This window comes from Neisseria subflava (genome assembly GCF_003044645.1).
In the GTDB taxonomy this organism is placed as follows: domain Bacteria; phylum Pseudomonadota; class Gammaproteobacteria; order Burkholderiales; family Neisseriaceae; genus Neisseria; species Neisseria subflava_B.
Window position 1 is genome coordinate 97,838 of the sequence record NZ_POXL01000009.1, and the last position, 16,845, is coordinate 114,682.

The 16,845-nt window shown below is 49.1% G+C and carries 19 protein-coding genes; 9 read left to right on the top strand and 10 right to left on the bottom strand.

The genetic code is table 11. From position 1 onward, the window contains the following. Positions 1–20 precede the first annotated feature (20 nt). The gene (gene rimP / locus DBY97_RS10315; RefSeq protein ID WP_003685973.1) at positions 21–452 is read right to left on the bottom strand and encodes a ribosome maturation factor RimP; all 432 of its coding nucleotides are present in this window, start codon (positions 450–452) and stop codon (positions 21–23) included. A 343-nt stretch (positions 453–795) separates the two neighbouring features. Between rimP and serC the strand changes: the two genes are divergently transcribed. Then, positions 796–1,902 carry a phosphoserine transaminase gene (serC, locus tag DBY97_RS10320; RefSeq protein ID WP_107858262.1) on the top strand — a complete coding sequence of 369 codons (1,107 nt, stop codon included), beginning with the start codon at positions 796–798 and terminating at the stop codon, positions 1,900–1,902. Between the two features lie 63 nt (positions 1,903–1,965). Here serC and DBY97_RS10325 read toward each other — a convergent pair whose 3' ends face one another. The 3 genes from DBY97_RS10325 to rnhA all read right to left on the bottom strand — a co-directional run bounded on the left by DBY97_RS10325 (position 1,966) and on the right by rnhA (position 4,390). After that, on the bottom strand, positions 1,966–3,159 hold the full coding sequence (locus tag DBY97_RS10325; protein ID WP_107858263.1) for an LD-carboxypeptidase: 1,194 nt from the start codon (positions 3,157–3,159) through the stop codon (positions 1,966–1,968). Between the two features lie 73 nt (positions 3,160–3,232). Beyond that, positions 3,233–3,631 carry an HIT family protein gene (locus DBY97_RS10330; RefSeq protein ID WP_107810229.1) on the bottom strand — a complete coding sequence of 133 codons (399 nt, stop codon included), beginning with the start codon at positions 3,629–3,631 and terminating at the stop codon, positions 3,233–3,235. 321 nt (positions 3,632–3,952) lie between these two features. Beyond that, on the bottom strand, positions 3,953–4,390 hold the full coding sequence (gene rnhA / locus DBY97_RS10340; RefSeq protein WP_107858264.1) for a ribonuclease HI: 438 nt from the start codon (positions 4,388–4,390) through the stop codon (positions 3,953–3,955). A 119-nt stretch (positions 4,391–4,509) separates the two neighbouring features. Between rnhA and DBY97_RS10345 the strand changes: the two genes are divergently transcribed. Together DBY97_RS10345 and tehB are read left to right on the top strand one after the other, a co-directional pair. Then, on the top strand, positions 4,510–4,899 hold the full coding sequence (locus DBY97_RS10345; RefSeq protein ID WP_004519323.1) for a PH domain-containing protein: 390 nt from the start codon (positions 4,510–4,512) through the stop codon (positions 4,897–4,899). A gap of 12 nt (positions 4,900–4,911) precedes the next feature. Beyond that, positions 4,912–5,781: an SAM-dependent methyltransferase TehB gene (gene tehB / locus DBY97_RS10350; RefSeq protein WP_188209221.1), complete on the top strand. Its 870-nt coding sequence runs from the start codon at positions 4,912–4,914 to the stop codon at positions 5,779–5,781. Positions 5,782–5,837: 56 nt separating this feature from the next. On the opposite strand, the gene DBY97_RS10355 is transcribed toward tehB, so the two are convergent. Together DBY97_RS10355 and DBY97_RS10360 are read right to left on the bottom strand one after the other, a co-directional pair. Next, entirely contained in the window at positions 5,838–6,338 is a 501-nt protein-coding gene (locus DBY97_RS10355) for a GNAT family N-acetyltransferase (RefSeq protein WP_107858266.1), read from the bottom strand. Positions 6,339–6,351: 13 nt separating this feature from the next. Then, the gene (locus DBY97_RS10360; RefSeq protein WP_107858267.1) at positions 6,352–6,888 is read right to left on the bottom strand and encodes an isochorismatase family protein; all 537 of its coding nucleotides are present in this window, start codon (positions 6,886–6,888) and stop codon (positions 6,352–6,354) included. Positions 6,889–7,041: 153 nt separating this feature from the next. Between DBY97_RS10360 and argS the strand changes: the two genes are divergently transcribed. After that, positions 7,042–8,760, top strand: a complete 1,719-nt coding sequence (gene argS / locus DBY97_RS10365) for an arginine--tRNA ligase (RefSeq protein ID WP_107858268.1) — start codon at positions 7,042–7,044, stop codon at positions 8,758–8,760. A 155-nt stretch (positions 8,761–8,915) separates the two neighbouring features. On the opposite strand, the gene DBY97_RS10370 is transcribed toward argS, so the two are convergent. Beyond that, on the bottom strand, positions 8,916–9,272 hold the full coding sequence (locus tag DBY97_RS10370) for an STAS/SEC14 domain-containing protein (RefSeq protein ID WP_003745709.1): 357 nt from the start codon (positions 9,270–9,272) through the stop codon (positions 8,916–8,918). Between the two features lie 18 nt (positions 9,273–9,290). Beyond that, complete coding sequence (locus tag DBY97_RS10375) at positions 9,291–10,181, bottom strand: DMT family transporter (protein ID WP_107858269.1); 891 nt, start codon at positions 10,179–10,181, stop codon at positions 9,291–9,293. Between the two features lie 174 nt (positions 10,182–10,355). Between DBY97_RS10375 and DBY97_RS10380 the strand changes: the two genes are divergently transcribed. After that, positions 10,356–10,703 (top strand): hypothetical protein, encoded by a 348-nt coding sequence (locus DBY97_RS10380; protein ID WP_003686176.1) that lies wholly within the window; start codon positions 10,356–10,358, stop codon positions 10,701–10,703. Positions 10,704–10,775: 72 nt separating this feature from the next. Here DBY97_RS10380 and DBY97_RS10385 read toward each other — a convergent pair whose 3' ends face one another. Continuing rightward, the gene (locus DBY97_RS10385; protein ID WP_107858270.1) at positions 10,776–11,528 is read right to left on the bottom strand and encodes a CPBP family glutamic-type intramembrane protease; all 753 of its coding nucleotides are present in this window, start codon (positions 11,526–11,528) and stop codon (positions 10,776–10,778) included. Positions 11,529–11,734: 206 nt separating this feature from the next. Between DBY97_RS10385 and DBY97_RS10390 the strand changes: the two genes are divergently transcribed. Next, positions 11,735–12,133 carry a DUF350 domain-containing protein gene (locus DBY97_RS10390; protein WP_039861961.1) on the top strand — a complete coding sequence of 133 codons (399 nt, stop codon included), beginning with the start codon at positions 11,735–11,737 and terminating at the stop codon, positions 12,131–12,133. Positions 12,134–12,333: 200 nt separating this feature from the next. Here DBY97_RS10390 and DBY97_RS10395 read toward each other — a convergent pair whose 3' ends face one another. Then, positions 12,334–13,176, bottom strand: coding sequence for an outer membrane beta-barrel protein (locus DBY97_RS10395; RefSeq protein WP_107858271.1), 843 nt, complete (start codon positions 13,174–13,176; stop codon positions 12,334–12,336). 406 nt (positions 13,177–13,582) lie between these two features. Here DBY97_RS10395 and DBY97_RS10400 point away from each other — a divergent pair, with 406 nt between their 5' ends. From DBY97_RS10400 to speD, 3 genes are all read left to right on the top strand, one after another. Beyond that, positions 13,583–14,596: an SPFH domain-containing protein gene (locus DBY97_RS10400; RefSeq protein ID WP_107858272.1), complete on the top strand. Its 1,014-nt coding sequence runs from the start codon at positions 13,583–13,585 to the stop codon at positions 14,594–14,596. A gap of 166 nt (positions 14,597–14,762) precedes the next feature. Then, the gene (locus DBY97_RS10405) at positions 14,763–16,460 is read left to right on the top strand and encodes a DUF4178 domain-containing protein (RefSeq protein ID WP_107858273.1); all 1,698 of its coding nucleotides are present in this window, start codon (positions 14,763–14,765) and stop codon (positions 16,458–16,460) included. Further along, on the top strand, positions 16,457–16,840 hold the full coding sequence (gene speD, locus DBY97_RS10410; protein WP_107858274.1) for an adenosylmethionine decarboxylase: 384 nt from the start codon (positions 16,457–16,459) through the stop codon (positions 16,838–16,840). Before DBY97_RS10405 ends, speD begins: the two co-directional genes overlap by 4 nt. The last annotated feature ends 5 nt before the right edge of the window (positions 16,841–16,845 follow it).

The following is a 16,845-nucleotide window of genomic DNA, read 5'->3' on the forward strand; positions in this document are numbered from 1 at the left end:
AATCTCCAAGTAATCGGTTTTTAAAATTTAAATTCGGGGCGCAAACGGGCTTTGTCGATATTGCTCAATTCGATTTGGGCAGTTTTGCCGTCGAAAGAGACGGTAACGATGTCGTTTTCGCAAGATTCGATGCGGCCGATGAAGTTTTTCTGACCATCAATCGGCAGGCGTGTTTTGATTTTGGCGTTCTGGCCGGCAAAGCGCACGAAGTCGGCGGCTTTTTTCAACGGACGGTCAAGGCCCGGGCTGGAGATTTCCAAACGTTTGTAGTCGATGTCTTCAACCATAAACACGCGGCTCAGATGGTTGCTGACAGTGGCGCAGTCTTCGACGGTGATGCCGCCTTCTTTATCGATGAAAACGCGTAAATCGCCTTGTGCGGTCAGTTCGAAATCGACCAGCTCGTAGCCCAAGCCGGGCAGGGTTTTATCAAGAATGCTTTGAATATCCATGCTTCTCCAGAAGTACATAAACAAAAAAATGGCCGCGCGGCCATTTTTCGTGTGATTTGAAAAATTGGCCTATTATAACTGTTTTCAAGATAAAAGAAAAGCGTTGATTTGGCGTGGATTTTTTGAAGTGATTGCTTAAATGTAAAGGATAGGGTTGAGGCCGTCTGAAAAGGAAATTGTTGACAAGTTTTGATGTGGTTGTTCTGAAATTGTTTTAAAAAACAAATAATTGGTATTGCTTTCTTTCCAGGCGGCCTTGTATTTTCGGATTTTTCGTGCTTGCACAATGTGCAAGGCAGTTCTACAATTTCTTTATACCCACCGAATAAGAAAGAAGGCCGCCATGTCCGCACACCCGATTTACAATTTTTCCGCAGGTCCTGCCGTATTGCCGGAAGCGGTATTGCGTACCGCGCAACAGGAGATGCTCGACTACAACGGTACGGGTTTCCCCGTGATGGCGATGAGCCACCGTTCGGATATGTTTTTGAGTATTCTGCATCATGCCGAACAAGACTTGCGCCAACTTTTGAATATTCCGTCCAACTATAAAATCCTGTTTTTACAGGGCGGTGCGACCACGCAATTTAATATGGTAGCCATGAATTTGGCACACGGTTTTGCGACTGCCGATGCGGTGGTAACGGGTAACTGGAGCCGTATTGCTTATGAACAGATGAGCCGTTTGAGCAATGCCGAAATCCGTTTGGCTGCGCATGGCGGCGAGCAATATGCCTATAAAAATCTTCCTGTGGTTGAGGATTGGGATGTCAACCCGAATTCTGCGTTTGTTCATTTTGCGATTAATGAAACCGTAAACGGCTTGCAGTATCAAAACGTCCCCAAACTTTCAGACGGCCTGCCGCCGCTGGTGTGCGATATGTCGAGCGAGATTTTGTCGCGTGAGTTTGATGTGTCCGATTACGGCTTGATTTATGCCGGCGCGCAAAAAAATATCGGCCCTGCCGGTGCGACAGTGGTCATTATCCGCGAGGATTTGCTGGAGCGTTGTCCGAACGATATCCCCGATGTGTTCAACTACCGCTCCCACATCAACCGCGACGGTATGTACAACACGCCGTCTACCTATGCGATTTATATGTCGGGTTTGGTGTTCCGCTGGCTGCAAACGCAGGGCGGTGTGAAAAAAATTGAAGCGGTCAATCGAATAAAGGCGCAAACCTTGTATGAGACGATAGATGGCAGCGGCGGTTTTTACATCAACGATATCCATCCTGATGCGCGCTCCAAAATGAACGTGGTCTTCAAAACAGCAAGCGAAGACTTGGACCGCCGCTTTGTGTTGGAAGCCGAGTTGCAGGGCTTGTGCCTGCTCAAGGGTTATAAAACCGTCGGCGGTATGCGTGCCAGCATTTATAACGCGATGCCGCTTGAAGGTGTGAACGCGTTGGCCGACTTTATGAAAGATTTCCAACGATGTTACGGTTAAGATGAAGATATAAAAAGGCCGTCTGAAACTGGGTTTCAGACGGCCTTTTGATTTGAACAAGCCTTATTCGGTGACTTCTTCAGTGATGCTGTCGCGGTAGATGGTGCTGTCGTAAGTCGGAACAGGAGGCGGCAGCAGGCTGTCGAGTGTCAGCGCTGACGGGTTCAGCGTAGGGTAGCCACTGAAGGTAACGGAATAACCGCCGTTGCCGGTACTGCGGACTTTGGCATGCGCGCCCAAAGGGAAAGTGGTTTTGTTGGTAATGTGGCCGAATGGGAAGCCGGTCAACACAGGAATCTTGGCGGTACGAGAAATGTGGTTGACGACGGCGGAGAAATCGTAGCTGGAGTCGTACACGTCGCGGATGGTGCCCATGCGGAAATCGCCGAAGATGATGGCGCGTTGTTTTTGCAAAACACCTGACAGATAAAGCGTATTGAGCATGCGCTCGATGCGGTAGGGTTGCTCGCTGACGTCTTCGATGAAAAGGATGCCGCCTTGAATATCGGGCATGTAAGGCGTACCGGCGAGGGAGGCGAGAACGCTGAGGTTGCCGCCCCATAATGTGCCTTCGACGTTGACATCGGCGCGTTGGATGGTTGGGACATCAACGATGTTGACGTTGTTGGTTGTGCCGCGGATAAAGGAATCCATGGTAAAGACGCTGGGGTCAGCTTTGCCGAATTCGCTGTACACCATCGGGCCTGCAAAGCTCATCATATTGCCTTTGGCCAACAGGGCGAGTTGGACGGCGCATACGTCGCTGAAACCGAAGAACAATGTGCCGCGTTCGCGCATTCTAGCGCCGAGTGAGGCAAAATCGATTTGCGGCAGGATGCGTGCCGCGCCGTAGCCGCCGCGCAGGCCCATCAAGACTTTAGGCGTTTCGACGCGGCCGCTGGCAACTTCTTGGAAGTCGGAGGCACGTTGGGCGTCGCTGCCGGCAAAGCGTTGGTAACGGCGGCTGCCTGCCTGTTGGTTGGTCACGGTAAAGCCTGCGTTGTAGAGGCGGGTCAGGCCGGTGGTCACTCGGTTGGGGTCTTCGGCGAAGCCTGACGGCGCAACAACACGCAGGAGGTTGTCGCCGGAACGTGGCGGATGGGGTTGCTTAGGTTGCACGGTTTTGGCTTTCGCGGTGGTAGATGTGGTTTTGGTTTGCGGCGTGGTGGTCGTGCCTGTGCCGCAGGCTTGCAACAACCCTGCGCCTGCCGCGGCAGAGCAGGTACGCAAGAAATGGCGGCGCGTGGTGGAGTTCATTGAGGTTTTCCTTTCGTTATATGTTCAGACGGCCTGAACTTGGCGTGTCGGACCTTACAGGCCGTCTGAAAGTTTAAGCGATTAAGTTTTTGATTTGTTCCGGCCAGTTTTCGGGCAAGGTCATACCGTGTTCGCGGACGGGCGCAGCCCAAATCGGCGCGGGGAAATTGGCGTCGTTTTCAAAACGGGCGATGACGTGCCAATGCAGATGGGGCACAACATTGCCGAGGCTGGCCAGATTGATTTTGGCCGGGCGGAAGACTTGGCGCATTGCGGCTTCAACTTGATACACCATTTCCATGATTTCATTGCGTTCGGCAGGGGAAAGGTCGGTCATCTCGGAAACATGGTCATTCCAAATAACGCGGCAGAATGCCGGTGCGCCGGCTTCGTTGTGAACGGCGATAACACGCAGGTTTGGCGTTTGCAGCAAAATATCTTCGTTATCGGCAGTGCAGATAGGGCAGGTCATGGGTTCTTCTTTCTCAGTCTGAATAGGAATCGGATGATTTCAATCAGGATTTTTAGAATGAGGTAAATAGCAGTCAGTGTGATGAATGTGAAAAACCACGGTTTAGGTATAAACCACCAAAATAAATAGGCGGGCGTGATTAAGTCGTCACATTCTTCGGCACTCTCAATGTGATCGCACAATCCAAAGTTAAAATAATCATAGACATCATGAAAGGGCGAATAGGCGAACATAAGTGCTCTTGGCGTCACACAAATCAATGCAATGATAGCAATCCAAAAGAATGGTTTGAGATATTTGAGTACAGTCATGGGTGAAGTGTTATGCAAATTTTGCCGCCCCTTGATTAGCGAGCTCGTCGGCTTTTTCGTTTTCAGGGTGTCCGGCATGGCCTTTTACCCACGTCCAGCGGACATCGTGCTGTTGAACCAAACTATCCAGCTCTTTCCATAAATCGTCGTTTTTGACCGGTTTTTTGGCGGCGGTTTTCCAGCCGTTTTTTTTCCAGCCGTGTATCCAGCTTTCCATGCCGTTTTTGACGTATTGCGAGTCGGTGCAGATGATGACTTGGCAGCGGCGTTTTAAGGATTTCAGGCCTTCGATGACGGCGGTCAGCTCCATGCGGTTGTTGGTGGTTTCGGCTTCTCCGCCGAACAGTTCTTTTTCGTGTGTGCCGTAGCGCATAAATACCCCCCAGCCGCCTGCGCCGGGGTTGCCTTTGCATGCGCCGTCTGTGTAGAGGTAAACGGGTTTATCCATGGGCATGTCTTTGTCGAATAAGGCGGTATCATAACATAAGGCCGTCTGAAATATCGGCAAATACGGTTTGCGCGTGTAAAATACCCTGCACTTATCACTCGTATAGAAAGCAGGCAGATATGGGATTGTTCAGCGGCCTTTTGGGCAATGCTTCGCAAAAAGACGCCGATGCGGTGGAACGCGATTTGGCGAATATCCTGATTGATGGCGAACAGGTAAAAATGGCATTCAGCCTGGTGCGCGATTTGATTGTGTTTACCGAATATCGGCTGGTGTTGGTGGACAAGCAGGGGTTGACCGGCAAGAAAGTGTCTTACCGTTCGATTCCGTACCGTTCCGTGTCGCGCTTTTCGGTAGAAACCTCGGGTCATTTCGATTTGGATGCAGAGCTGAAGATTTGGGTTTCTTCCGGCGAAGTGCCGACCGAAACCTTGCAATTTAAAAGCGACAAGAGCGTGATTGCCATTCAAAAAGCCTTGGCAGAAGCCGTGTTGAAACCGTCAAAATAGAAAGGAAACATGATGAGCGAACAGCAAGAATTGTTTTGTTACAAACAGATGCCAGTGTGGACGGCGGACGAGATTCCCGAAGCTTTGTTGTCCAAACACAATACCGCCGCCGGTACTTGGGGCTGCCTCAATGTCCTCCAAGGCCGTCTGAACTTCAACGAAGTGGACGAAGCGGGCAATATTACGGCTACGCACGAGCTGACGCCTGAAAGCGATGATTGGATTATCCATCCGCAAGCATGGCACTTTATCGCGCCGCAAACGCAAGATACGGAAATTCAACTGTCGTTTTACTGTGAAGCGGCGGACTATTTCAATAAGAAATACGGCATGAGCGCAACACATTCGGCCGTCCGTGCCGCCGAGGGCATCGTACCTGTCGGCAAGGTTTTGGATATGGGCTGCGGTCAGGGGCGCAATGCGCTGTATTTAGGTTTGAAAGGTTTTGACGTTACCGCTGTCGATAATAATCCCCATGCGGTTCAAAACGTGGAAGAGCTGGCGCGTATCGAAGAACTGAATGTCCGCGCGTTTGAATACGACCTCAACGCCGCCAATATTCAGGAAAACTTCGATTATATGGTGGCGACCGTGGTATTTATGTTCCTGATGCCGCGTTACGTTCCTGACGTGATTGCCAATATGAAGGAACACACCAACCCCGGCGGTTACAACCTGATCGTGTCTGCGATGGATACGGAAGATTTCCCTTGCCCGATGCCGTTCCCGTTCAAGTTCGGCGAGGGCGAGTTGCGCGAATACTATAAAGACTGGGAATTGGTGGAATACAAGGAAGAGCTGGGTTCGATGCACGCGAAAGACGAATTCGGCAATCCGATTCAGTTTAAATTTGTTACCATGCTGGCGAAGAAACCGGAATAAAGGTTTTACCGTCAAAAGGCCGTCTGAATTCAGTTTTCAGACGGCCTTTGTCGTAATCAATCCACAATCCTTTTGCCCAAAATCACCACGTCTGCCAACATGGTTTCCAAATCGCAGACTTGTGGCAGTCGCCCCCATTCTTCAAAACCAAAACGGTGAAACAGGTTCAGGCTCGGATAGTTGTGGCCGAACACAAGCGCGATGACGTTGCGGATGCCTAAGGACGGCGCGCGTTCGAGCATGTGTCGCAACAGGATTTTGCCCACGCCTGCGCCGCGCATATCGTGGCGGACATAAATGCTGACTTCCGCGCTGATGTGGTAGGCGTAGCGCGGATGGTAGTCGCTGAAACTGCCCCAGGCCAATACGGTGCCGTCGGTATCGTAAAGGGCGTAGATCGGGCGTTTGTCCGTGTGCGCGGCAAACCATATTTCACGCTCGGCAACCGTGGTCGGCGACAAATCGGCCGTGGATTGGCGCGTGGCCACAGTGCTGTTGTAAATATCGACGATGGCGGGCAAGTCTTGGCGCAGGGCAGGACGGATGGTGTATTGCATTTCGGACGGCCTGTTATTGAATCAGTTTGGAGATAGTCTTAAAGGCCGGATGTTTGGCATCGCCGAGCAGTTGGAACAAAATACTTTCGACATTGGAAACGGTAATGCCCTGACGGCTCAGTTGCGCCAAACCATTGTCGCGGTTGGCCGTTGTGCGCGAGGCGGTACATTCAAAAGGCAGGGATACGGCGTAACCTTTCGCCTTCAAATCCAAGGCCGTCTGAAGCATACAGATATGCGCTTCCGCTCCAACTAAAATAACGTTTTTGATGTCGTTTTTGCGTAAGATTTCCTGAATTTCGGACAAAAACGCCGAAAATTGGGTTTTCTCGACAACAGGCGTGCCTTCGGGCAACAGCAGCGATACGGCGGATACGGTGTTGCCCAAACCTTTCGGATATTGTTCGGTTACGGCAAAGGGTACGCCCAAAGCCGTCAAGCCTTGAATCAGCAGGCGGCAGCGTTCCAACATTTCGTCCGCGCCGGAAAGGGCGGGCAGCAGGCGTTCTTGAATATCGACAATCAGACAAAGCGTATTTTTGGGGTTCATGGCTTTTCCTTTCAGACGGCCTTTACAGCAAAATCGTTGAATCAGAATGCAATCATATAACAAGCCGCTGGAAAAGTATTGCAGCTTGCCCTGTTTTAAAGCCCGAAATTCTTTTAAAATACCGCCTGATTTGAATTGATAGAGACCGACAACATGAATTTATACCAAACCGTCGAACGTGAAGCCCAAGCAGCCTTTGCCGCTGCCGGTTTGTCCGACAGCCCCGTCGTATTGCAGGCGGCGAAAAATCCCGACTTCGGCGATTTCCAAATCAACGGCGTAATGGGTGCGGCGAAAAAAGCCAAACAAAATCCGCGCGAGTTGGCGCAAAAAGTGGCCGAAGCATTGGCTGACAATGCCGTGATTGAAAGCGCGGAAGTCGCCGGCCCGGGCTTTATCAACCTGCGCCTGCGTCCTGAATTTCTCGCTCAAAACATTCAGACGGCCTTGAACAACGCGCGTTTCGGCGTAGCGAAAACCGACAAACCGCAAACCGTCGTTATCGACTATTCTTCTCCTAATTTGGCCAAAGAAATGCACGTCGGCCACCTGCGTTCCAGCATCATCGGCGACAGCATTTCGCGTGTGTTGGAATTTATGGGCAACACCGTTATCCGTCAAAACCACGTCGGCGACTGGGGTACGCAGTTCGGCATGTTGGTCGCTTATTTGGTTGAGCAGCAAAAAGACAATGCCGCATTTGAACTGGCGGACTTGGAGCAGTTTTACCGCGCCGCCAAAGTACGTTTTGACGAAGATCCTGCTTTTGCCGACACCGCACGCGAATACGTTGTGAAGCTGCAAGGCGGCGATGAAACCGTGTTGGCATTGTGGAAACAGTTTGTCGATATTTCACTCTCGCACGCCCAAGCCGTTTACGACACGCTGGGCTTGAAGTTGCGCCCCGAAGACGTGGCGGGCGAATCGAAATACAACGACGATTTGCAACCCGTAGTCGATGATTTGGTCGAAAAAGGTTTGGCAGTCGAAGACGACGGCGCGAAAGTCGTGTTCTTGGACGAATTTAAAAACAAAGAAGGCGAACCCGCCGCATTTATCGTGCAGAAACAAGGCGGCGGCTTCCTTTATGCTTCCACCGACTTGGCGTGTTTGCGCTACCGCGTCGGCACGCTTCATGCCGACCGCCTGCTGTACGTCGTCGACCACCGCCAAGCCCTGCACTTTGAGCAACTCTTTACCACTTCCCGCAAAGCAGGCTATCTGCCGGAAGATGTAAAAGCCGAGTTTATCGGCTTCGGCACCATGATGGGAAAAGACGGTAAACCGTTCAAAACGCGTAGCGGCGACACTGTAAAACTGGTTGACCTGCTGACCGAAGCTGTTGAGCGCGCCACCGCTTTGGTGAAAGAAAAAAATCCCGAATTGGGCGCGGACGAAGCCGCCAAAATCGGCAAAACCGTCGGCATCGGCGCGGTCAAATACGCCGATTTGAGCAAAAACCGCACCAGCGATTATGTGTTCGACTGGGACGCCATGCTCTCGTTTGAAGGCAACACCGCCCCCTACCTGCAATACGCCTACACCCGCGTGCAAAGCGTGTTCCGCAAAGCAGGCGAATGGGACACAAATGAGCCAACCGTTTTGACCGAACCTTTGGAAAAACAACTGGCTGCCGAGCTGCTGAAATTTGAAGACGTACTGCAAAGCGTGGCGGACACGGCATATCCGCACTACCTCGCCGCCTACCTCTATCAAATCGCTACCTTGTTCAGCCGCTTCTACGAAGCCTGCCCGATTTTGAAATCAGAAGGCGCAACCCGCAACAGCCGTCTGCAACTGGCAAAGCTGACCGGCGACACGCTGAAACAAGGCTTGGAATTGTTGGGTATTGATGTATTGAGTGTTATGTAAGTTTTTGAATAAAAACGATGAAAGGCCGTCTGAAACTTTGCAGGTTGCAAGGTTTCAGACGGCCTTTTTTATGCTTTGACAGATGTCGTGATGCCGTTGTTTGAGTCTAAGCGGTTTTATATTTGCTCAGATAATGCGTTCAGACGGCTTTATCTTTATTTCAAATTGCTTGCCAACAACCAAGCCTGTGCTTCGGTGGCGTCGCTGAAATATTTGGGATGTTGGTTGGTCAAGAGGCTGGAAAGGCGCGCGCCGAGTTTGATCCAAATGTCGTCGGTAATGACGGCAACGCGGCCGAAGTCGGTTTCATGTTGGTTGAGGAATTTGATTTGCTCGACAGCCATATCGATGGTGAAGTCTTTCAGCATGGACAAATCCAGCAGGATGTCGGGCAGATGGATTTTTTGCTTCGCGGCCAACAAGGCTTCTTCCAATTGGCGGAAATCATCCAAAGTGAACTCGTTGTACAGCGCTACGTTTAAGCCGTAAGATTGTTCGCGGATGGAAATCATGGTGTTCTCCTTGTTAAATTATTGCTTCATCAGAAATTTTTTGATTGAGGCCGGAGTAAAACTGCTGAACACGCCGCCTGCAACAATGATAACCATGCCGACAGCTTCCTGCCAAGTGATTTTATCGCCGAAAAGCAGTACGCCGGATAGGGCGGAGAAAACGACGGTCAGGTAGGAAAGCGAGGCAACGGTAAATTTCTTGCCGACCTTGTAGGCGCGGGTCATGGCCAATTGTGCAATCATGGCAGAGATGCCGATGCCGGCCAGATAGGGCAGGGAAGACACGGTCAGCGGATGCCAGCCTGTGATGGTGCTCCAGACTGCGCCCATAATCAGGCCGGTAAGCGACAAATAAAACACCACGCGCCAGCCCGGTTCGCCCAAAAGCGAGAGTTCGCGCACCTGCAAATACGCCCAGCCTGACATGGCGCCGCCTGCCAAACTGACCAGCGCGGCAAATTCCTGTCCGCCTTGAAAAGATGGGTTGAGCAACAGGATAACGCCGATAAAGCCCATGACCAAGATGGCTTGAGTATAAAGCGTAATTCTTTCTTTTAAAATGAAAAATGAAAAAATGGCAAGCCAGATGGAGGACGTGTAGTTGAGCGTGACACCTGTTGCTAGCGGCAGGTGCATGACGGAATAAAACGTGCACATCATGGCAAGCGTGCCGATGACGCTACGGTTGAGATGGGTTTTCCAATGCGGCGTGGAAAACGTGTTGCCTTGCGCTTTGGCCATGATGCCTAAGAACAGGGTGGAGACCAGCATGCGCCAAAAGACCAGCTCGCCGCTGGAAAAGCCGAATTGCGTTGAGGCGGCTTTGATGGAGAGGTTCATGACGGTAAAGCCGAGCGCGGCAATAACCATCCATGCCGAGCCGAGCGGATCTTTTCTGACGGTTTCCATTTGATGGGTGTGTAAAGCGATTTTATTAATAAGAAAATATTATACAGGTCAATCAGGCCGTCTGAAAAATATCGTTGGGTTTCAGACGGCCTTTTTATTAGAAATAAGAATTATTATTGAATAATAAAGTGGTTTTTTATAGAATGGAAGCCCTATTTTCAAGAAAGGCTTGTCATGAAAGTTTCCAATATTTCTGCCGTATTGCTGTCCGCTTTGTTTTCCGTTGCCGTTTCTGCCGCACCTTTGGGAGAAGTTTCTTCCGAAAACGGTAAGATTTTCAGCGGCGAAAATTACATGGTCGTTAAGAAGGACATGAAGAAAGGGGAGCAGATTAAGCCGCACGATCATCCGGGTTTTAAAACGCTGATTTTTGCCGTTGGAAAAGGAAGCTTTGACGTGACGTTGAATCAGACTGAAAAACATACTGTCGGCGCAGGCTCGGTTTTGCGGTTTGGCGGCGATGCAGTGATTGAGGCAGTTGCAACCGAAGATGCCGATGTAGCAATTACTTTGATTAAGTAAACCGATAGAGGATAAAAGGCCGTCTGAAGATGATGTTTCAGACGGCCTTGTTTATTCAGTCAACCGTTGGCATTAAGCGCAAATCAAATAGATGAAGCCGGAGCCGAATATATCTGCCAAGGCGTGAATCAGGAAAAACGGCAGCAGGTTTTTAACTTTGTATTTGTAGAAGAAGTAGTACATCAAGCCGAAAACAACACCGATAACGGTCGCCCAAAGCATACCTTGATAAGTATGGAAGGAGATGCGCACCAAGGTCGAATAGGCCAATGCCTGCCATTTGTATTTGTCTTCCACGCAGGTTAAAAGACCGAGGAAACAGAATTCCTCATAAAAGCCGTTTAAAAGGCCGTAGAGGATGGCCATCGGCGCAAGGGCGGCGAATTTATCGAAGATGGATAATGGTTTGATGTATTGGAAGATTTCAGTGGTGAAGTAATTGTAGCCGCCGCTTAACGAAGTTACCGCATCGGCGGTTAGACCCATCAGGATAAAAATCACAGGCGTCCAAAACAATACGCCTAAATTAAAGCGAATTGGCAACTGCTTAAAGTCGAAACGGCGGATAATGAGGTAGATCAGAGCAATAGCAAGCAGCGTCAACTGCAGGCTCATGTTTTCAGAATAAGCCACGCCGGTTACCGCAGTATCGCGCACTTCTTCGGCAACAGCGGCTGTTTCTACTTTCGGCATCAGGCTGGCAATATAAAGTTGGGTAGAACGGTAGGCAAATTGACCGAACAGGATAGCGGTCACAATCAGCATGTCAAACCAGCGCAGATGGCGCAAAGGCTCTTTAGGGCGGATGACGGCGAGTATGCTCATAATTCTCCTCTTTGCTCTAATAAATAGCGGTGCGCAATAGTTACATAAACATACAAAAATCGTCAACAATTATCACAATAAAACATGAATTAAAAAACAGACCGTTTCAGACGGCCTGAAGCGCTTCTAAAAATGCCATATTTCCCGAAGGGTTTATCTTCAAAAATATGGCATAATCACTTTATTGCAAACCAAGGAATCTTATCGTGAGTATTTCTCTGTCCCAATATCTGCTCTACCTGCAATACATGTTGGCAGGTATCGCCATGACCGTTGTTTTTGCTGCCGTATATCTGCGGATTACACCCGTTGAAGAATTGCGCCTGATTAAAAACGGCAACCTTGCCTGCGCCTTGTCGTTTGGCGGCGCTTTGGTCGGTTTTTGTCTGACACTGGCTTCAAGTATTGCCCACAGCGTCAGCTTCATCGATTTTATCTTGTGGGCCCTTGCCGCAGCCGTAATTCAGATTTTTGTCTATTTCGCCGCCACCATGATGATTAAAGGCGCTACCGCAGAACTTATCGGCAACAATGTCGCCGTCGGCGCGTTGTTTGGCGCAGTGTCCATCTCGATCGGTATTTTGAATGCGGCTTGCTTGACTTGATTTTGATGGTCGGTTGGATAGCAAAAGATGTGCGGATCCTAACTCCTGCCTGGAGAAATTATCGGTAGATTTTTTGACTGATAATGTCTTATGTCTGATGGTATTGGCGTTATAGTGAAATTTTGAAAGTATCAAAAAATTCAGACGGCCTGTTATATACAAGGCCGTCTGAAACGTTTTAACTACTTAAATTCGTCAAATTAGAAAGAGTATTGCAATCTTACGCCCGTTTCGTGGGTGTGGTTTTTAGGTTCTATAGATCCCAATCCATATGAGTCATACTCTTCCGTAACGGTAAGGTTCGATTCTTTAACTTTCCAGCCTCGATAGAATGGGGTGAGGCTGATTTTGGAACCGTTCGCGAATTTTTTAGATATAGGCACTTCAACCTCAATACCTTGTCCGCCGCCTTGTTTCATTCGGGTTTCTACTTGGTCGGGTTCGTAAGAATATTGGCGGCCTTTCACGGCACGATTGTAGGCAATGCGGGGAGATATCTCAAAGTTTGCAGGAAGGGCGATATTTACTCCGGTAATGATTTGTGCATATGTGGTTCGGTTTTTGCGGTCATAATCATTAGGATCAATGCGGCTGCTTAAGTCTCTCAGAACACGGTGTCCCAAGCCGGCTCCGGCAGTAATGCTAAGGCGATCGTTAATCGGGAGTGTGTATTCGTATAAAGCACGGATATCGTATGCGCGGCGTGGTGCATTTTTGAGTGTGGCTGAGCCATAACTTGCTGAATCGTCGATATAATCCTCAGTTATATATTGTACGCTTCCTGTGTAATCTGTTTTGCCGCGCGAATAACGGCCTTCTAATTTTGCCGCATGGCGATCGTTGAAACGGTATTTTACGCCGGCATTAATAGACCATAAGTTGCCTTTTTGCTGCATTAAGCGACTACCATCTTTTTCGTATTCGCGATATGTCTCATTGTAATATTCGCTGCCAACGGTAAATTCAACAGGGCGGGCAGCCTGTGTACTTACGGCAGCAGAGAGTGCTAACACTGCAAAACAGAAATGAGCAGAATTTTTCATATAAATTCCTTTTACTTTATGAAAGCCAATGTGATAATTTGACAATACAGCATGATGAATTTCTAGGATTTGGTAAATATTAACAGGTGTAGTGAACGCTTGGTATGGTGTTTAATGATTTTCTACCTGTATTTGTCTTTTTTATGATATAGAGCAGGTAAAAGCAGAAAAATAGTGTAAAAGAGAGTCTGCATGAGGTTTAATGATATGTTAATGTTCCTGGGTCGGATAGTGGGTTGAACACTAAAAATAGATACAGTCACTCACTCTATTTCCAGGTATAAAGACATTTTGAATGTTTATATCATATGACATTTTATTTATATAAAATAAGCGATATAACCGACTAGGCAAATTGACCTGACAGCCCATAAGTTATCCCTTCTTCTTCAAATAAGGAATTGCGATGTTCAACTTTATCAAGAAACAGTTTATCGACGTTATTCAATGGCCGAATCCTGACGACAGTCTGCTGATGTGGCGTTTCCCGATTGCCGATGAGGAGATCCAAAACGGTGCGAGCCTGACTGTGCGTGAGGCGCAGATGGCGATGTTTGTCGATGAAGGTGTAACCGCCGACGTGTTTGGTCCGGGGCGTTACACGCTCAATACGCAAACGCTGCCAGTGCTGACTAACTTGAAAAACTGGGACAAGCTTTTTGAGTCTCCGTTTAAATCGGATGTTTACTTTTTCAATACCAAACAACAGCTCGCACGAAAATGGGGGACGTCCCAACCTGTTACCGTACGCGATGCCGAGTTTGGCGCGGTGCAACTGCGTTCGTTCGGTATGTATTCTTACCGCATCAGCGATCCGGCAAAATTCTTCAAAGAAGTCAGCGGTGTGGCGGCACAATACAGCGGCGTAGATTTGGAAAACCAGCTGCGCAATATTGCAGTCACCCAATTGGCGGCTGCGTTTGGCAGCTCCGGTATTCCGTTTTTGGATATGGCTGCGAACCAAGTTTTGTTGTCGCAAAAAATTGGCGAATTGCTCGGTGCGGAATTTGCCAAGCTGGGTTTGGCGCTGGAAAACTTTACGGTTGAAAGCATTTCCTTGCCTGCTTCTATCCAGGCTGCGCTGGATAAGAAAATTTCGATGGGAGTTATCGGCGATTTGGGACGCTACACCCAATATCAAACCGCCGAATCCATCCCGCTTGCGGCACAAAATGAAGGCGGACTTGCCGGAATCGGTGCAGGTTTGGGCGTGGGTGCCGGTATTGGTCAGGCGATGGCGGGTGCCATGTCTGGCATGATGCAGCCGAATGCGCAACAGGCTCAGCAAAATGTTCAGCCGGTTGCCGAAGATCCGCAGGCGAAATTGTTAAAACTCAAGTCTTTGCTCGATGGCCGTTTGATTTCGCAAGAAGATTTTGACAAAGCCAAGGCTGAAGTGTTGAAACAGCTGATTGGTTGATCAATTGAAGGCCGTCTGAAAAATATCATTCAAAAGAAGCGTTGAGCTGCTTCTGTGAAGTGAAAAAGTTTTCAGACGGCCTTTCGAATGATTTGATTAAGCCTGTCCGACTTCAAAAACGTTAAGGCCGTCTGAAACATCCCAACTCATCCTGAAAAAGCAAACCATGTCTCAAACTCCTTTCTTCAAAACCGACTGCCCAAGTTGCGGCGCACCTGTCGAAGCGCATTCTGCTTCCGCCGTGACGCTGGTGTGCGGCTATTGCAACAGCATGCTGGTGCGGCAAGATAACGGCGTTGTCGACTCCGGCCGCGATTCCGCGTTGCTGGAAGATTTTAGTCCGCTGCAAATCGGAACCAGCGGTACATTTGTCGCACAACGCTTTACCTTGGTCGGACGGCTTCAGGTGCAATACGACGATGGCGCGTGGAACGAATGGTATGCGCTGTTTGACGACGGCAGGGCCGGTTGGCTTTCTGAGGCGGGCGATTTGTATGTGATGACCATGCCGGTCGAAATCGATAATCCGCCGAGATTTGAAGACACGCGAGCCGGGTTTAGCGAGCTGATTTTTCAAGATAAACGCTATATTGCCTCCGATGTCCGCAACATCAGCTTGAAACATGCGGCCGCGCAGGGTGAGTTGCCGGTTGTTTTGAAAGAGGATGCAGAAAATCGGGTTTCCGACTGGCGTTGCGAAAACCTTTTCATCACGCTTGATTACAGCAGCGAAACACCTGAAGCCTTCTTCGGACGGATGGTAAACCTAGATGATTTGAAGCTGGAAAACACGCGCCACGAAGATGAAATTAAAGAAAGCGCAGGCCGTCTGAAAGGCAGTATTACTTCAGAAAACTGTCCTAACTGCGGCTCGTCCATTCATTGGGTAAACGGGCTGACTTCCCATCTGAACTGTCAAAGTTGTGGCAGCGAATTGGCAGTCGGCAAGGATAAAGCGGAACTTATTACCGCCAATAATCTGCGTTTGTCGCAAAATACGATGTTTACTTTGCCTGTCGGCTCGACAGGCCGTCTGAAAAATAAAGAATTTCATGTTATCGGCGCAATCCGATATTTAGAAACAGATGCGCAGGAAACATTTGATAACTTGTTCAAAGGAGCCAAACATACATTGGCACCGGAAGGGCAGTGGACAGAGTATCTGCTTTACAACCCAACTCAGGGTTTCTTATGGCTGGTTGAAGCTGATGAAGGTTGGAATATTTCCGAAACCTTGAACGATTGGCCGCGCCTCGACCGCAACCGCCAACCGCAAGGCTATGGCAAACTTTATGACTATGGCGGACGGGTCAGGATTGCCAGCGGAGCGTTTTATTGGCGTGTCCGAAGCGGTGATTTGAACTATTACAGCGATTACCGAGACGGACAAAGCCGTAAGATTGGCTCCGAACTAAACAGTCACGAAATGGCATGGACTAGAAGTGCCCCAATTGCTTATCGGGAGATTGCAGACGCGTTTAATCTGACCAATAAAATATCATCTTATACCGTGAAAATGAGTGCGGATGATATCGATGAAAAATTACGACTTCTGATGATTGCTATTTTGGTTATCGTCAATATTCCGTCATTGTTTATGAATGGCTTCGATATACTGTTCGATATATTTCTTATCGGTTGGGGTGTCTATGCTCTTTTTATAGTTGGACGGAAGAGAGATGAAAATGGCGAACAGAGTATCTCTCGAGTGGGATATGTTATTTGTGCAATGGCTTTGATTGTTTTTGTTACGATGATGAATTATGCAGATTTGTCTGATTTGGATGATGACAGCAGCCGAGTTCATTCAGGTGGAAGCTACGGTGGCTTTTCCAGCGGTAGCTATTCCGGAGGCCATAAATGACCCACATGCCCGGTAATCATGGCCTATTGGACTTATACGGTTGCGATGAGGCCATCTTAAAAGATGAAGGCCGTCTGAAAACCGCTTTGGTGGCTGCCGCACAGGCCGCAGAGGCCACAATATTGACCGAACACTTCCACACCTTCGGCGGGGCAGGCGGCGTAACCGGCGTTTTACTGCTCGCCGAGTCCCATATCAGCATCCACACTTGGCCTGAACACCGCTTCGCCGCTATAGATGCATTTATCTGCGGCGGTATGAAATTGGAAAAAGTGAAGGAAGTGTTGTGCAGGGAATTGGCGGCGGAAAGGGCGGTTTGGACGGTTGCACAACGTGGCGAAAGTATATTGGACGATATACAACCATCGGTTGAACAATAAAATCT

Excerpts from the sequence above, each read along its gene's own strand:
- rimP (WP_003685973.1), bottom strand. The coding sequence starts at position 452 with ATGGATATTCAAAGCATTCTTGATAAAACCCTGCCCGGCTTGGGCTAC.
- serC (WP_107858262.1), top strand. The coding sequence starts at position 796 with ATGTCCGCACACCCGATTTACAATTTTTCCGCAGGTCCTGCCGTATTG.
- DBY97_RS10325 (WP_107858263.1), bottom strand. The coding sequence starts at position 3,159 with ATGAACTCCACCACGCGCCGCCATTTCTTGCGTACCTGCTCTGCCGCG.
- DBY97_RS10330 (WP_107810229.1), bottom strand. The coding sequence starts at position 3,631 with ATGACCTGCCCTATCTGCACTGCCGATAACGAAGATATTTTGCTGCAA.
- rnhA (WP_107858264.1), bottom strand. The coding sequence starts at position 4,390 with ATGGATAAACCCGTTTACCTCTACACAGACGGCGCATGCAAAGGCAAC.
- DBY97_RS10345 (WP_004519323.1), top strand. The coding sequence starts at position 4,510 with ATGGGATTGTTCAGCGGCCTTTTGGGCAATGCTTCGCAAAAAGACGCC.
- tehB (WP_188209221.1), top strand. The coding sequence starts at position 4,912 with ATGAGCGAACAGCAAGAATTGTTTTGTTACAAACAGATGCCAGTGTGG.
- DBY97_RS10355 (WP_107858266.1), bottom strand. The coding sequence starts at position 6,338 with ATGCAATACACCATCCGTCCTGCCCTGCGCCAAGACTTGCCCGCCATC.
- DBY97_RS10360 (WP_107858267.1), bottom strand. The coding sequence starts at position 6,888 with ATGAACCCCAAAAATACGCTTTGTCTGATTGTCGATATTCAAGAACGC.
- argS (WP_107858268.1), top strand. The coding sequence starts at position 7,042 with ATGAATTTATACCAAACCGTCGAACGTGAAGCCCAAGCAGCCTTTGCC.
- DBY97_RS10370 (WP_003745709.1), bottom strand. The coding sequence starts at position 9,272 with ATGATTTCCATCCGCGAACAATCTTACGGCTTAAACGTAGCGCTGTAC.
- DBY97_RS10375 (WP_107858269.1), bottom strand. The coding sequence starts at position 10,181 with ATGGAAACCGTCAGAAAAGATCCGCTCGGCTCGGCATGGATGGTTATT.
- DBY97_RS10380 (WP_003686176.1), top strand. The coding sequence starts at position 10,356 with ATGAAAGTTTCCAATATTTCTGCCGTATTGCTGTCCGCTTTGTTTTCC.
- DBY97_RS10385 (WP_107858270.1), bottom strand. The coding sequence starts at position 11,528 with ATGAGCATACTCGCCGTCATCCGCCCTAAAGAGCCTTTGCGCCATCTG.
- DBY97_RS10395 (WP_107858271.1), bottom strand. The coding sequence starts at position 13,176 with ATGAAAAATTCTGCTCATTTCTGTTTTGCAGTGTTAGCACTCTCTGCT.
- DBY97_RS10400 (WP_107858272.1), top strand. The coding sequence starts at position 13,583 with ATGTTCAACTTTATCAAGAAACAGTTTATCGACGTTATTCAATGGCCG.
- DBY97_RS10405 (WP_107858273.1), top strand. The coding sequence starts at position 14,763 with ATGTCTCAAACTCCTTTCTTCAAAACCGACTGCCCAAGTTGCGGCGCA.
- speD (WP_107858274.1), top strand. The coding sequence starts at position 16,457 with ATGACCCACATGCCCGGTAATCATGGCCTATTGGACTTATACGGTTGC.